Below are 16,375 nucleotides of genomic sequence, written 5' to 3' on the forward strand. Positions count from 1 at the left end.
TAAAACTACATTTTTGTTTCTGATGGAAATGCATATGAGTCTTTCCATCCTCCAAGATCGATCAATACCTGATCTAGCATCACCCCTGGATCTACCATCCAGATTTTCAAGGTATGCTTTCCCGCTTTGTCAACAATTTGTTTGGCGGATTTTACCGAGGCATTCTTCAAAACATTCCGTTTCCATTCATCACTTCGACCCAAAGTCTGAAAATCAACCAATACAGGTGCTGCATCATCAATGGCAATAGCACACCTAACCCCTCTTCCCTCAAAAAAAGAGTGCGTTGGTATCGCTTGCACATTTACATTCACCTCCCCAAAATTAAAGGTATAAAAATCATATTCCAAAGACGGACTGTCCTTTAATATATCGGATATATTTACAATGGACGCCACGTTTCTTGGCAAAGCAGCACTAACGGCATTGGAATATCCCAGTCCGTCGATTGTTTCCCAAGAAGCTTCCTTACCGTCTTTTTTCCTTGTGAAATTTTCTGCGTTTATAGAGACGAAGCCTTTATCCTCCACAAAGCCTTTATAATTCTCCAACGCTTTGAATTTAGGATTGAATACCGATACACCAATTGTCGTTTTTTCCCCATTGGCCACAAAACCAATGGCGGAGTTCACCTTATAACTCGGTGGAATCAATTGGTAGTCATGCCCTAACGGGGCTTCTTTTTTGTTCTCCCCCTTGGGTACCCGATCCCAATCAATGGTTACCCAAAGCCGATCTTCCGGGTGGTCTTCATCGAGGTTTCCTAATGTTTTTGATATCCGTATCCAATCTGCCATCGGTTTGGCTTCCCACTCAATAGTACCATTACCCTTAAGAAATACATCTATATAATAGGTGTTTTTGGTATAAGCGTTAAAAACGGGGAGTACATCGGCATAACTGTTAATGACCTCATTATTGACCTCCATCTGATAACTTTCCAACGCCAATCCCAATGATGGAGCTTCCGATTCGGGTACTGCAGAAACCGATGGTTGTGAAAATACAGGCAAATGTCTAGGGGCCATGGTCATAATATGGTTCCATTTACCACCCTTTAGGGCGGTGTTGTAATACTCGGTCTCCGCTTTAATGGTTTGAAAAGCTTCTTGGGATTTGTCGGCAAAATAGGAAGTACTTTCCCTTCCTTGATCTGCTACAAACTGATTTTTATAAGCATATAACCATTTTTGGTTTAAGAGGGAAGCTCCGGCCACAGGATAATAGACCAATTCATAAAAAGCGTCTTGTTGTGCTTTTGAAATCCTGGGTTGCAAGCCCTTTACTTTAATCAATAACGCCTCGTAAGCCTTAATCCTATCCATTACTTCATCGCCATAGTGATATTGGGTTAGTTCGGTTTTACCAGCTTTCGTTACCGGTTCTACTTGACTCCACCCCATAAATTCAGGTCTTCGTTGGAAGGCCAAATTGTAATAATCATTCATGATCTTGGTAATGGCAGCGGCATTTTCCTTTCCGAATTCCCTTGCGGCCCATTGTTGATGATGCACTTCCACAGCATTGTTGTTTTCAAATTCCCCCATGTTCCAGGCCATATCCAAAAACAGTTCAATATTGTATTCATGGGGTTTAATATCCCCGCAATTCAAAATCCATAAGTCCCTCGATTTGAATCCGTAGGCCTTTGACATCTCTTCCCACATCAAAACCGGGTTGGTGGAGTTCAACCACAGATAATCGTGTGGCCTACCCCAATATGAGGTATGGTAATACACTCCGGCCCCACCAGAACGTTCTTGTTCTTCTGGATTACTTAATTGGCGAATGTATCCATAATTATCATCGGTCCATACCAAGGTAATATCCTCAGGGAGTTCCAATCCGCTTTGATAGTAGTGTAACACCTCTTTGTACGGTACAAAGGCTTGGGGCTTAGGAATCCCTTTCTTTGCGTATTTACCTAATATTTCCCGTTGGTCCGTAATAACCTGTTCCAACAATTCTACTTGGGCCTCGGTATTATCTTCACCCATGATCATTGGCGAATCGTGTTCCCCACGCATACCTACCGTGTAAATACCTTCAAAATCCTTTGTTTCCTTGGCTCTTTTTTTAAAAAGGTTCTTTATAGAGGTTGCATTCGTATCATAACGATACTCGCCCATACGGTCATGATCCCATTCGGCATTAATATTGCACAACATAGGTTCGGCATGTGAGCTACCCACGACTATCGCATACGCATCCGCAACTTCCTTGTTTTTAGGATAATGATAAAAGGCTTTGGTGCATTTATGCATGGCAGGCCAAATCGTATTTGCCCTTAAACGCAGTAACAGTTCAAAAACCTTGGCATAGGTTTTTGGACCAATATCCCCCGTTTCCGGTTCATAGTTTAAAGCAGCCCAACGCTGTAGTCCCCAATCCTCATCATTAAGGAAGATTCCACGATACTTTACCGATGGTGATCCATAGGTTTTATCCGCTATGGAAAGTACCATATTTTCTTTTTGTACAGGAGTGGAATCTGCCCACCACTCCCATGGAGAAACACCAATTTTCCTACTTAGCTCTAGTAACCCATAGGCCGTGGCCCTTCTATCGGACCCCACAATGACCAAGGCTTTTTCAATATCCTTTGATGGGTTTTCCAAAACCTCGATATGGTAGGTTTCCCATTTTCCTTCTAGGTCTGAAACATCGATTTTCCTTTGTTTCACCAAATCATCAATGACCTTGCTTTTACCCAATGTACCTGCGATAATCCGGAATTTGGAAGATGCACCCGAACGGATTTTTTGCCCTGTGACCTTATGAATATCATCAATCAACATTTGAGCGGCGATCTGTACAACCTCTGCATCATTTTTATCAATATGCAAAGCGGTTTGGATCGTACCTGAGACGATAGGGAAATCCGTCACTTTTTGAGCATTCACTTGAACACACAACAGCACCAGTACCCATGTGTTTTTCATTGAAAATGTTTTTAAAAACATACTATTGGATTTTAATGTTTTCATAAGTACCATCCTTAAAAATGACTTTATAGTCCGATTTGAACAATTGGGAAGGGATATAATAATCGGTTGAGATAACCTGGGCACCCGAAGCCTTGGCTTTTTCGAATTTCGAATAGTCATTGTTACGCGCCTCCTTGGTCGCTGCATCTGCCCGGGTACGTACCATATACCCTTTGGCAACGAGTTCTTGAATGTAGTCAAAATCCCTGATTGGGTTATTGATGATTCGAAAGGCTGCCTCCGGATTCCCTTCCTTACTATTCACAAAAAGCACGCGGTTCTTTAAACTTGGGTGTCCTTCCAAATACCTGTTTATTTTCGCTTCTTTTTCATCCAAGACAAACAAAAAACGCCCTTTAACTTCATTTAAGCTAGGCCAACCTTGTGTTAAAACAGCCTCTTCCAGAGAATCAAATTTACCTCTCACCCTATCTGGTGTTATTAGTTGATCATTAGGGAAAACAGCCCTGATTTCATCATCAACCGTATCCAATGCTTCTTTTGAAAATGGCAGAGGGTCTCTCGTCCCTGCTACTTTTTGATCCTTGGTGTTCATCAGAATAAAAACTGGAGAATGATCGGGATGTATATCCGACCAAGCCTTAAGTGCTTCCAATCCCTCTTTAAACAAGAGATGGTGACTTCTAAAATCAACATCTTGAATATGGAACATTTTCAATCCAGGTTTTGCCAATATATTTTCTGTATCGAAGGGTAAGGGTTCGTGTCCTTTTGTTTTTTCAATTTCCAAACCCTTTGGATTCGAAAAATGCCCGCCTTTAGGGTCATAGAAGATATCAAGTTCCAAATTACGCAAACCCAGATCCAATTGTTCCGTCAAGGGGATATGGCCGTATTGCAAGGATATGGCCTTAGCCGAATCCAATTCATAAAGATAGTCCCACAGAGAAGGGTCAATTGGGATTTTGTATGAATTATGGCTTCCAATGACTTGGACTTCATTCAGCCCTACCACCATGCTTTTATTACAAGAAAACAGTATTAATCCAAGCAGAAAAAGACAACTTTTAATTTTCATATTCAACTATTTAATTGTCCAGCTTTTATTAGGTTCCTTACTTAAGGTCAACTCAAGTTTTCCTCCTTTTGCAATTTCAGCATAACTTAACCAGCTTCTTTTTAAATCTTCCCCATTTAGTTTTGCTGATTGAATATAAATGTTGTCCTCTGAAAAATTGGCACAAACAATGTGAAAAGGAACATTAAATGCATCTAAGGTTATTTCTTCAAATATGGGAGTGGATATCTGAAATTTAGTATCGCCTGGACAGGTTTGATAAAGGCCGATGGCCGCCAGATTGTACCAAGCAGACATGCAACCAAAGTCGCCATCCATTTCTTCCAAAAACCCGTCTGGAGTATCTTTATAAACATAATCCAAAATAGGTTCTTTAAAAAAACCATGCGTACCATAAAGCTGGGTCGTTCTTTTTTTCACCAATTGGTTCACCCATTTTTGGGTTAACCAAGGTGCTCCTGCTTCATTGAAAAGAAAGGGAGCGTGTAAATCGATCTGATTGCCGGCAGTATATAAATCATTCTCGAAAAAATAATCAAGGGCTTCCACAAAGGCTTTATTTCCTCCTAAGGCTTCAATCATACCGTTCATATTATGCAGGGCATTCCATCGCCAATGCCATTTAGAGCCTTCATAGGTGTATTTTTCACGATTATCCCTTGGGTCCTCCGGAAAGTCGAGCCATTTGCCATCTGCACTCCGTGCCCGAAAAAACTTAATTTCAGGGTCCCAACTATTTTTCCAATAATTTGCCCTTTTTGTAAAGTAACTGTAATCATCATTCTTATTGAGAGTTTTTGCAAGTGCTGCAACACACCAATTATCCCAACTATATTCACCGGTTTGATCTGGACGGGCCGGAATGAAACCTATCGAATCATAACTTTTAGGCATTTGCAATAGTGTTTCTTCTTTCAAATAAGGATACACATCCTTAATATCGAGTTCATCATGAAACAGGCCTTTATAATACGCATCGGTCATTACCATAAGCATATGTTCATGTCTGCAGGTGCTAAAAGCCGTACTGCCATCTTTTCCATGGGCACTGAACAAGGGGGATTTGTGGGGCTTATGGTCACTATTGGGAAATGGGTCCCAATTATTGGCATATTTGTACACATCGTAAATTGAACTCGTGATATCCGAATATACATCAGGGCAAAACAAACTATACAAAGGGTATTTGGTACGAAATGAATCCCAGAAAGCGAATCCATTATAGTGTTTATAGTTTTCGGCCATGTGTAATTGGGCGTCAAACCCTAAAAAGGTTCCATCATAATCGGATTGCACAATAGGTAAAAAGCAGGAATGGTATAGGGCTGTATAAAAAATTCGTTTATCCCTTGTGTTATTTCCTCTTATCTTGATACCCGAAAGCCTATCCCTCCAAAGCTTTTCAGCTTCCAATTTAACATTCTCGAAATCCCATGTTGTACATGTAGCCTTCAAATTCTTATTGGCGCTGTTTATACTGGTAAAAGAAACACCGACCTTAACAAGCAATGGTTCGGTTAATTTCCCAAAATCACAAATGAAATTCCCTACGGATTTATCATGTTTGCCTTGTTCTTCATTCTTAATGAGGGGTTTATTAAAGACAATAGTGAAATAAGGACCATTTATTTTATCAAAATATCCTTCAATGGTGTGTTCATCCACAACATTATAGTGTAAATCATTCGTTAAACTACTATTCCCTGATGACAATAGAACTTTTGCGTCTTCTGTTTTTTTAAAGCTATATCGATGCATACCAACATAGGAAGTTGCCGTTAATTCTGCCTGGATACCCTGCTCTTCGAGAAGTACGGAATAATAACCAGGGCTAGCCTGTTCAGTTGCCTTGTCTATTTCGGAGGTAGGATTCTTTATCCAATCGTCATTGGTTATTGTATGAAATGGCAAAAGTGATAATAACCCAGCACGATCATGTATACTCCCACCACCGGAACTACCAGTTCTAAAGTGACTAAAACCCCTAACGATGGAATCTGAATAATTATACCCCGAATGTGCCCAGTCCCCATCTCCAGTGAGACTACTCGGGAATGTATCCGGACCTAGTTTTACCATGCCAAAAGGAACTAATGCTGATGGATGCCAGTGCCCATGATCTCCCTCTGTACTTATAAATGGATCAACAAAACTTAATACATCTATCGCTTTGACTTTTTCCTGTTCTTTCTCTTTACACGATAGAACAATTAAAAAAGAAAATAAAACGGTTAAAATTTTAAATGTTTTCATTTAGGCTTACTATTTAAATATGATAATCTTGATTTATTAAAACCCAAATCCTTTACAACGCATCTTGATCTGGAAGGGAATAGAAGAACATTGTATTGAATATTGAATAGATATTGTTAAGTAAAAAACCAATGTTTTTTGACTTTACTATTATCTCAATTTTATCGATTTCTTTAAACGAATATCCTGGGAGGAGGCTCCGATCATAAATGTATACTTACCCTTTACAAAAGTCCATTCCTTATTTTGATCATCCCAAAACCGCAAATCCTTTTTGGATACCTTTAACTGTATGGTTTTCGATTCCCCTTTATTTAAGGATATCCTTTTAAAACCTATGAGTTTTTTCAAAGGCCGTACAACGGATGATTCCTTGATATTATAGTACAATTGTACCACTTCATCACCATCGAATTCCCCTGTATTCTTTATAGTAGAGGAAAGCATTAAAACATCGTTTTCCTTTTCGATTTTTATGCCCCCATAATCAAATTCCGTATAACTTAACCCATACCCAAAAGGATACAGTACATCGCCCTTAAAGTACATATAGGTTCTGCCATTGGTGATTTCGTAATTGTCCATGGATGGTAAGTCGGAAACCGATTTATAAAATGTAAATGGTAATCTGCCAGCAGGATTATAATCTCCGAACAAAACATCGGCAATGGCGGTTCCCCCAGCTTCACCGGGGTACCATGCATCCAGTATGGCGGGGACATTTTCATCTATCCAATTAATGGCCAAGGAACTGCCCGCCACCAAAACAACGATTATATTCTTGTTAATGGCATACATCTCTTTTAAATAGTTGACCTGGTCTTGGGGAAGTTGCAAGGAAGTTCTGTCTTTACCTTCTTTTTCTATCGATTTATTGATTCCCATTACGGCTATGACATAATCGCTCGTTTCTGCTGCCTGCCTATCTTCTTGATACAAATCATCGGTACTTCCGGGCACTTCCCATAGTAATTGGCAAATGGCATCACCCCCATTATCAAAATACTCCAGTTTAATGGGATATTTTTTACCTGCTTCCATTTCAATGGCTACTTGGTCGGTGGTCGCTCCCCTATTGTGCCATTCATCGACCACCAATTCATTATTCAACCATAAACGTATTCCATCGTCTGAATTGACGCCGATTTTATATGTTCCTGAAGCATTTGGTGTAATATAGCCTGTCCAACGCATAGATTTATGTCTATAATTGGTATAAGGATCTGGTGGATTATTTACTGGATCAAAATTAACCTCTTTATCTATTCTAGTTTGGGGAGTCCCTTCAAGGAATTTATCATCGAAATACTCCGCATACAACCCCTTACCTTCATCGGAATCGTTTCGTAGGTATTCCGCTTCAATAAGATTTAAATTTCGGGCTGCCGTTTTCCATTTCACATATTCGATTTCTACCTTATCCCCTACCTTATCGATTATACCTTGAAGGGGGGAAATGGGTGAAATGACAGGCAATCCACTATAATCACCAAACACCACCTGATTGGCATTAAAACCAACCACAGCCAATTTCGTTATCGCATTGCTATTCAAAGGCAAAATGTTTCGTTCATTTTTAAGCAATACAATGGACTGTCTTGAAGTTTCCAAGGCAAGGTCCTGATGTTTTTTTGAGCCGATTACCTCCGGCGATATTTTAGTATAGGGATTATTTGTTTCGGAATCGAAGATGCCCAACTTAAAGCGTGCCCTCAAAACCCTGAAAACCGCCTTATCGATACTTTCTTTAGATACAAGACCTGCTTTGTATGCAGGCAGTAAATGTTTTGCATAGATATCATCACCGCACTCCAAATCCAATCCAGCTTCTAAAGCGGCTTTCGCAGCCTGCTCCTTATCGGTTACAAAATGATGCGATTTTTCGATATAGGTAGGAGCCCCACAATCGCTGACCACATACCCCTTAAACCCCCATTCATCCCTTAATACCGTATTCAACAACCAGTTATTGGCGGTACTGGGAACCCCATTGATCGCATTATAAGCACTCATAATGGATTGGGCATGTCCATCTTGGATCAGGGCCTTGTAGGCAGGGAAGTAATATTCGCGCAATGCCCTTTCGGAAATTTTGGCGTTGTAACCAAATCTATTTTCTTCCTGGTTATTGGCCACAAAGTGTTTGGGTGTAGACACCACTTTAAGATATTTATCATCAATACCCTGTAAACCTTTTACAAAAGAAAGCCCAATCTGGGTTGTTAAATAGGGGTCTTCCCCATAGGTTTCCGGGGTGCGTCCCCATCTAGGATCTCTAGCCATATTAATGGTTGGCGACCAGAAGGTTAAAAGGTCGCTATATTTATTCTTTTGGTCCTCCCCTTGGTTATAAAAATTCCATTTGGCCCGGGCTTCATCTGAAATTGCGGTGGAAACTTTATAAATCAAATCGGGATTCCAACTTGCCGCCAGTGCGATAGCCTGCGGAAATACCGTAAAACGCCCTCCTTTCACAACTCCATGTAAGGCTTCATTCCCATGATAATATTTATCGATATCCAATCTAGGAATAGCTTCGGCAGTGGATATCAACAGGGATACTTTTTCTTCCATTGTTAATCTGTCCACTAAGTCCTGAACGCGCTCTTCAATCGGAAGTTCTTGATTCTTAAAAGGGTATACAGTTTGGGAAATCCCCAATAATGGTAATAGACCTATCGCTAAAACACATAAGCATTTCATCTTCTTATACTTTGATTTCGTTCGTACTACTTTATTATTTCGACATTGGTTAATTTAACTACAACCGGATTAGGCCAAACTTTATCATTGTAGAGTCTTTGTGCCCGGGCTATGGATATTTCCAAGAGCTCTTCATGTTGTATAAATCTTGATTCTGGAATGTTTTCGGGCCAATATTCAACTACTTTGTCATTCTGTCCCAATACTGAAATGGTCGTGGAATCGGTAGCCTTTAAATTTTTAAGTAAAAAACTGCGCCGTCTTCCTTTAAACCAGTCCTTCTGACCCGTAATAAATACATAAACCGCATTTTCCCCCTTCTTTTGGGTAAACCAGGCATAACCATCCTTTATCGTTTTTTCCATAGGACGAACGCCTTTTATGGCTTCTTCATTTACAAACATCCACAACGCTATTTCCCGCAAACGTTCTTCCTGTTCAATCGGTATTTCCCCATTGGGCTTAGGCCCTACATTCATAAGAAAATTACCTCCCTTAGCCCTAATCTCAATTAATTTCCCAATCAATTCCCCTCCATCCTTATACGCTTCATTGGTCGGTTTATATTGCCATTGGGTACCCATGGTCATACAGGTTTCCCATGGTCCGGGCATGGGTCCGTCCGGTATCGTTTGTTCCGGCGTTTTCATTTCCCCCCTTGTTACCACAATATTGGGGTCTAAGGAATGCACATATTGAACTAATGGTCCTGTTTTAAAGGCATCAAAAAAGAGTACATCTATTGGTCCATAATTTGAAACCAGTTCTTTAACCTGCTCTTTATCATAGGCCAATAATTCAGCATTTTCAGTAATTTGGCTTTTTTCCCGTTTGCGTGAAATAAGTGTTCCTTGTTTGTTCAAAAAAGAAAAATCCTCAGGGGAAAAATACACGCCTACCTTTAAGCCCTGTTTACGTAATGCCTTAAAAAGCATGCCCGTAATATCCTTACCGTAGGGGGTATTCATGATGTTGAACTCCGTAGTTTTAGTATCCCACATACAAAACCCATTATGGTGTTTGGTGGTGAAAACCACGTATTCCGCACCTGTGATCTTAAATAAACGTGCCCATTCATCCGCATCGAATTTATCCGGATAAAATGTTTTGGGAAGTTCCTTAAAATATTTATCCACATACTCTTCCGAGGCTCCAACCAAGGAATGACTGATAACACTTCCCAATTGCGAATCCATGCTCCAATGTACAAATACACCAAAGCCCATATCCATAAATTCTTCTTCTAAGGCTGGTTTGTTTTTAAGTTGGGCATACGTTGTGAAGCACACGACTAAAAATAAACCAATGGTGATTTTAATTTTTACCCTCATAATTTAATTTTTATCTATTGTCGTCCTATTGGACATTTCCAAAATCAATGTTCCTCCCTTAATAATTTCGCTATGCTTAATCTTAAAATTTTCAATAGGCTGGTTATTATACCTTACCTGATCGACTTGGGTATTGTTTGGTGCATTTTCCACAGCCTGTATGGTAAGGTTTTTGTCTGAATAATACTTGGGATTCAGTTTGATGGTTATCTCATCAAAAATGGGACTTCCAATTTGGTATTCAGGATTGGCTTCAGTTCCCCCGTTCATTTGAAACAACCCAATTTTCATTAATACGGCCAAGCTCCCCATTAATCCCTGATCCTCATCACCATTATAACCTGTTGATGGCGATAAACCCGAAAAAGCTTTATCCACTACCTTTCTTGACCAATATTGTGTTAAATCGGGACGGCCTAATTCATTAAAAATGAAAGCTGTTTGAATCGAAGGTTGATTACCATAATTGATTGGAATACGGCTGTACTCAGGATGTAATTCCTGATCATGGGAATTCCCGGCAGTGAATCCAAGTTTCTTAGCCTCGATAAATTGATTGTCCAGTTTTTCCGCAGCCTTTTCCTTACCTGCCATTAAAGTAGCCAAACCGCTAATATCATGTGGCACAAACCAAGTGGATTGTGCCCCGTTTGATTCAATAAAACCGTGTTCAACCTGATAGGGATCAAAATCTTCATACCATTTTCCATCCACATCCTTGGGCCTCATCCAGCCCTTGGATGTATCAAAGACATTCTGATAATTTTTAGATCTTTTTATAAAAGAATCATAATCATCCTGATGCCCAAGTTTCTTTGCTAATTGCGCCAATGTCCAATCTTGATAGGCATACTCCATAGTAAGACTGGCACCATCTTGATGCCCCCCGAAATTACCTTCAGGTATTGGATAGGGCACATAACCCTTATTGATATAATATTTTAATCCACCACCCAAATCGGTCTTATGCTCATAACCAGCCTTACCCATGATACCGCCTAACATGTGATTCTTTTTAAGAGCCTGATAAATATCCTCCAGATCATTGGTGATAATACCTTGTTGTATGGCACTTACAATAAATGGAGTACTGGATGCACCGGTCATTACATAGGTATAATTACCCCCTGATGGACCTCTAGGAATCAATCCCCCATCTTTCCCATATTGTAAAAGGGAATGCACAAACTCTTCCTTTATTTCTGGGTAAACCAAGCCCCAAAGGGTATTGATTGTCCATTGTGCCCCCCAAAATGAATCGGAATTATAGTGGTTGAATTTGGGTTTGCCCTTTTCATCGAGCGGTAATTGTCCAACACGAAATGTCTCACCGGTATTATCGGGATAGGCACCATTCACATCACTAATAATCCTTCTGCCTTGCAAGGCATGCCAAAGGTCGGTGTAAAACCTTCGTTGGTCTTTTTCCGTTCCCCCTTTTACTTTAATCCTTCCCAATAAACCATCCCATTCATTACGGGAATCCTCGACCACGGTGTTAAAATTCCAATTTGGTATTTCTTCCCTGATGTTTTTGGCTGCATTTTCTATGGAAGTGTACGATATACCTGCCTTCATCAATACCGAATCTTCCGTAGGTTTTAACTTTAGTAAATAATTCCCTGTTTCGGGATCACGCCCAATGGATTCAATAGGGGTATTCAATTCAATTTTAAAGTATATGGTCAATGGCTTTGGTCGTCGATGCGTAGCTACTGCTATAAGCTTTCCTGATAATTCCTTATCCCCTGATTTTTCCAAAACACCTTCAATATTCTCACAAGGCCCTAAAACCGTATTCAGATTGAATAAAATACCTGCTTCCTTATCTTTCGGAAATGAATATTTATGGAAACCAACTCGTTTGGTACTGGTCAATTCCGTAATAATCCCATATCGTTCCAATTCCAAATAATGATACCCTGGGTGAATGGACTCTTTTTTATGACTGAACGAGGAATAAAAATCAGTATAAATAGTATTCTCATTCGACTTATCAAGGGTCACAGGCATCACTGACAATCCAGAAATCTGCCAAGCATGGATATGACTAAAGCCCTTTATTGTATCAACAGCATATCGATAACCGCTTCCCCATGCCCCATTTATTTCGGTATCCGGACTTAAATTGACCATCCCAAAAGGACGGTTTGCGGATGAAAAAAAGAACCATCTCGAATTTTCAGTATCCAAAATAGCATATACTTTATCGGATAGATGTTCTTTTGCTACAACAGCAGGCGTTTTTTGGCGACACGAATTGAAAGAAATTAGAATCGCAAGAATGACTATGCTTTGGACTGTATGGAATCGTTTCATTTACTTTTTTTTAAAAGGACCAAGTTTGTTTTTATGTCGTCTAACATTTGTTTTGAGGGAAAACCGTTGTTTGGCCTTCGTATTTCTGGATTGTACCAATTCTTCCATTTTGTGTTACGATCACCGTCCAAACTCCTCTTGTGAAGTATTTCTAATTTTTCATTCGCTATGGGCAACATTTCCAAAGCTTTTTCCAAGGCTCCCGAATCATTCGTTTTCTCAAAGGTTTTCTTTAATTGTGCCATTTGGTGCAACGTATGCTCAAAATCCAATAGGTCGTAGTATAGGTGAATAGGCAATACGATATAATCATGATAAAAAGTATCCTCTTTCTGTACCGATTTTTCTCCTTCAACAGCCAATTCAAGGGCCTCCCCCGCAAGTCCGAGACGTTTTTCAACATGTTCGTAATCCTCTTCAACAGCAGCATAATCATAAGGCACAGGGGTTTTACCCGGTCTACGGATAGGTGCATTGCTCAAATAGGAAACCGTTTCCCGTATTTCCCACAAATGCTCTACATACCCCCCGCGATCTAATTGGGCCTCGTGCAACCTTTTCATGGATTTTACGGCAATTTCGGCAACGGATGGGGTAAAGTAACGCTGCGTCCAAGCTGTATAGAATTTCTCACCATCAAAACCATTTACATCCTTTGACATTTCTGAAAATGCCTCTATATTGAGTAAAAAAGGTCTAAACTGTTGTCCATTGACCAAACAATATTTATCGGCCTGAAAATCGTTTACCATATTTTTCATAATGGTATCTATTTTCTTCGGATAAGGATCATGCACGGTATGGTTCAGCCAAAAACCGGCATGCATATATGTGCCAAAACCGTACCCCTTATTGCTTTTGGGAAGATGCTTGAAACCAGAGAAACCATCATCGGACCATGCTACCAACCAATCTTTGGGGGGGTGTAAATTCTCATTGAACATTTCCATTCCGTCAGCATAACAGACCATTACCTTTTTTGCTTTCGGATTGTACTGATCAATTAAATCACCTAATACTTGGTACACTTCGTTGAATACTGCTATTTTATCCTCTCCGCAAGAACTCTTATATTCCCAATCCCAAACTTGGTTACGTGGGCGCAGTGAGATGATATCGGCCTTTTTAAAGGGGGTTTCCTCAAAATAGTATTTCCATGTATCGATCCAATCCTGCTTATGGTTTTTCCAACAATCGGCCTTATCCTGATCCAGAGGTTTTATTTTATAGCCCATGCTTACATCGATCTGCACCATCATTCCCTTACTTTGGGCATAATCGATAAGGCTGTCTATATAGGTTTCCCGTATTGCATAATCGGGACTCAATTTTTTGTATTCCGGACGTATAAAGAATTCCGGACGTCCCAACATATCAAACAGTTGAATGGCATTATAACGCAGTCTTACCAGAGAGTTGATCATTTCGGTATAGCTTTCCCAATCGTACTCCAATAATTTCCCACGATAATTGGCCAATTCGTCCACATCGTTTTCAAAATACCCTAGAATGGGTATCTGTGGAGGAGCTATGGTTTTCGGCTCAAAATTGAATAAAGCTTTTGAAGTTTTGGGTTGTGGCAACTTACCCGTCCAATATTCCAGTGCATCCACACCCAGTATTTCTTTGCTATAATCATATATGGCATACTGCAATCCTTGTGTATCCGATCCGCCTAAAACTATGGCCTGGACATTATTCTCTAAATCAATCTTGCTCCAGATTCCGCCACGAGGTCCGGGATATGCAGATGATAATTCCAATTTCTTAATATCTACCAAAGATTTTATCTTTCTATTTGAATCCGCTGTGCCTACGATGAGAACATTACTATTACTAGGAAGCGATTCTGTATCGGTAATATATTTTATTTCCCCCTCCAATACTTTTTTTAAATCTTTCTCAAGATCTATCAAGGTGTTATTTTCTACTTCGGTTATATCACTCCCACGTACGATATAGAGATCATCACTATTTCCCTCGGAGCAAGATACCATAACACATGCTATGCAAAGCGGTATTAGCAGAACACAATAACTTAATGACATCTTCATATTCTTTCTTTTGTAGTGCATGCCTATTTTCTAAGTATAATGATTGTTTTATTTTTTTTATTTTAACACATGAATGCTTTCCGATTCCAATTTTCGATTGAGATTTGTTTCCAACGTTTCTTTCAATACAATTTGTTTATGACCGAATGTTGGTATTTGCACATTGCCCATCTTAAGGTTATCGACATTGTCAAAAACAAATGCTGGTCTAAAATCGAGGTCATCCAGTTTTAAACGAACATTGTCAAAGGTTATATTACTGGCATGTCTTACGTAAAAACCCCATGCCGGAAGCTCCCCGAACATTGAAAATTCCGGGTAGTCCTTTATTTTTTCAGGTACTTGCCCCAGTCGACTTATAGGTACATACGCCATACCCTTCGTGGCTCTTCCAGGATAGGTGATCTCAACATCCTCAATGACGACATTTTCAATATTATGTTTTGGGATACCCACTATTGAAGAAGGAAAAGGGTTATGGAAAAAATCAACTTCAGGACCTCTTAGATCATAATCAATATCAGGTCTTTCAAAGGGAACCTGAACTTTCATACTTTTAATATGTATGTTCTTTATTACCCCTGGCTGGTGGCCATCCCGGTGTCCCAATCGAATGAAAATGGCGTTTCCCGTATTCTTGGCAAGAATGTTGGAAATACTGATATTCTCAATAATGCCCCCATCGACACTTTCGATAGCTATTGCCGATCGAAAAGTATCAAAAACCTCAATGTTTTCAATGTTCACATTCTTAAAACCGCCGTAGGAGGCTGTACCAAATTTTATCGCACTCGCACTAGATCTTACAGTGCAATCCGCTATATAAATACTATCATTGAAACGTCCTGGATAATAGGATTTCAGGCAAATACCATCATCAGCAGAATCAATATCACAATTGGTAACCTGAACATTTTCACAATCCGTGATATCGATTCCATCATTGTTCCAGTAAGCTCTATTGACTACCGTGAGATTGTCCAATCTCAATTTATGACAAAGTTCGAATGATAGTCCCCAGCATGATCCATTATGGAGCTCCACATCCAAAATCTCGACATTTTCACAGGTGGAAAACCGAAACAATTTTGGCCTTGCGGTTTCATGGGGTCTCATACGCCGGTAGTTATATTTTGGGTCAACCCGTATCCCTGCATGGTGCAGACTATCTACATTCAACGCTAACTCCCTGCCTTGGCCATAAATTTTACCTTGGCCATAAATTTTAAAGTTATTGGCCTTGAATGCCTCCAATAATGCTATTTCCGGGGTATCATCTTTTTTTGGTGAATCCGGTCTACCTTCCATCGGTATCTTTTTATAATCATACGGATTAGTACTCCCCAATAGCACAGACCCTTTCTTCAAGTATAAACTAACATTGGATTTCATTTGAAGACTGCCGGTAAGATATTGGCCTTTTGGAAATACCAAGGTGCCCCCTCCATTTTGATGTACCTGATCAATCAGGTTTTGTAACTTATCGGTGAGTACACTTTTTATATCTGGAACAATACCATATTCAGAAATCAAATATTCTTTATCATTCGTTTTTTGTACATATTCCAATACGTTCCCTTTTTTAGGAAAATCCAATTGGCTTTCAGATGTGTTTTTACATGAACCCAAAAATAAGATCGGTAAAAAACAAAGCAATATTTCCTGAAAATTCGATTTAATGCACATAAT

The 16,375-nt window shown here is 39.7% G+C and carries 8 protein-coding genes; all 8 read right to left on the reverse strand.

Annotation, left to right across the window (positions count from 1 at the left end; translation table 11 throughout):
* Window positions 1–5 precede the first annotated feature (5 nt).
* The gene (locus HPE56_RS06360) at window positions 6–2,942 is read right to left on the reverse strand and encodes a glycosyl hydrolase 115 family protein (RefSeq protein ID WP_188242939.1); all 2,937 of its coding nucleotides are present in this window, start codon (window positions 2,940–2,942) and stop codon (window positions 6–8) included.
* A 22-nt stretch (window positions 2,943–2,964) separates the two neighbouring features.
* On the reverse strand, window positions 2,965–4,026 hold the full coding sequence (locus HPE56_RS06365; protein WP_188242940.1) for a phosphatidylinositol-specific phospholipase C1-like protein: 1,062 nt from the start codon (window positions 4,024–4,026) through the stop codon (window positions 2,965–2,967).
* A 6-nt stretch (window positions 4,027–4,032) separates the two neighbouring features.
* Window positions 4,033–6,279, reverse strand: a complete 2,247-nt coding sequence (locus HPE56_RS06370; RefSeq protein WP_188242941.1) for a GH92 family glycosyl hydrolase — start codon at window positions 6,277–6,279, stop codon at window positions 4,033–4,035.
* Between the two features lie 150 nt (window positions 6,280–6,429).
* Complete coding sequence (locus tag HPE56_RS06375) at window positions 6,430–8,982, reverse strand: glycoside hydrolase family 3 protein (protein ID WP_188242942.1); 2,553 nt, start codon at window positions 8,980–8,982, stop codon at window positions 6,430–6,432.
* Window positions 8,983–9,008: 26 nt separating this feature from the next.
* Window positions 9,009–10,313, reverse strand: a complete 1,305-nt coding sequence (locus tag HPE56_RS06380) for an alpha-L-fucosidase (RefSeq protein WP_188242943.1) — start codon at window positions 10,311–10,313, stop codon at window positions 9,009–9,011.
* A 3-nt stretch (window positions 10,314–10,316) separates the two neighbouring features.
* Window positions 10,317–12,632: a GH92 family glycosyl hydrolase gene (locus HPE56_RS06385; RefSeq protein WP_188242944.1), complete on the reverse strand. Its 2,316-nt coding sequence runs from the start codon at window positions 12,630–12,632 to the stop codon at window positions 10,317–10,319.
* Complete coding sequence (locus HPE56_RS06390) at window positions 12,629–14,686, reverse strand: glycosyl hydrolase 115 family protein (protein ID WP_188242945.1); 2,058 nt, start codon at window positions 14,684–14,686, stop codon at window positions 12,629–12,631. Before HPE56_RS06390 ends, HPE56_RS06385 begins: the two co-directional genes overlap by 4 nt.
* Window positions 14,687–14,743: 57 nt before the next feature.
* Complete coding sequence (locus HPE56_RS06395; RefSeq protein WP_188242946.1) at window positions 14,744–16,372, reverse strand: glycoside hydrolase family 28 protein; 1,629 nt, start codon at window positions 16,370–16,372, stop codon at window positions 14,744–14,746.
* Window positions 16,373–16,375: the final 3 nt, after the last annotated feature.

The sequence above is a fragment of the Maribacter aquimaris genome (assembly GCF_014596745.1).
Lineage (GTDB): Bacteria > Bacteroidota > Bacteroidia > Flavobacteriales > Flavobacteriaceae > Maribacter_A > Maribacter_A aquimaris.

Coding starts and splice junctions, on each gene's coding strand:
- HPE56_RS06360 (WP_188242939.1), bottom strand. CDS start 2,942: ATGAAAAACACATGGGTACTGGTGCTGTTGTGTGTTCAAGTGAATGCT.
- HPE56_RS06365 (WP_188242940.1), bottom strand. CDS start 4,026: ATGAAAATTAAAAGTTGTCTTTTTCTGCTTGGATTAATACTGTTTTCT.
- HPE56_RS06370 (WP_188242941.1), bottom strand. CDS start 6,279: ATGAAAACATTTAAAATTTTAACCGTTTTATTTTCTTTTTTAATTGTT.
- HPE56_RS06375 (WP_188242942.1), bottom strand. CDS start 8,982: ATGAAATGCTTATGTGTTTTAGCGATAGGTCTATTACCATTATTGGGG.
- HPE56_RS06380 (WP_188242943.1), bottom strand. CDS start 10,313: ATGAGGGTAAAAATTAAAATCACCATTGGTTTATTTTTAGTCGTGTGC.
- HPE56_RS06385 (WP_188242944.1), bottom strand. CDS start 12,632: ATGAAACGATTCCATACAGTCCAAAGCATAGTCATTCTTGCGATTCTA.
- HPE56_RS06390 (WP_188242945.1), bottom strand. CDS start 14,686: ATGAAGATGTCATTAAGTTATTGTGTTCTGCTAATACCGCTTTGCATA.
- HPE56_RS06395 (WP_188242946.1), bottom strand. CDS start 16,372: ATGTGCATTAAATCGAATTTTCAGGAAATATTGCTTTGTTTTTTACCG.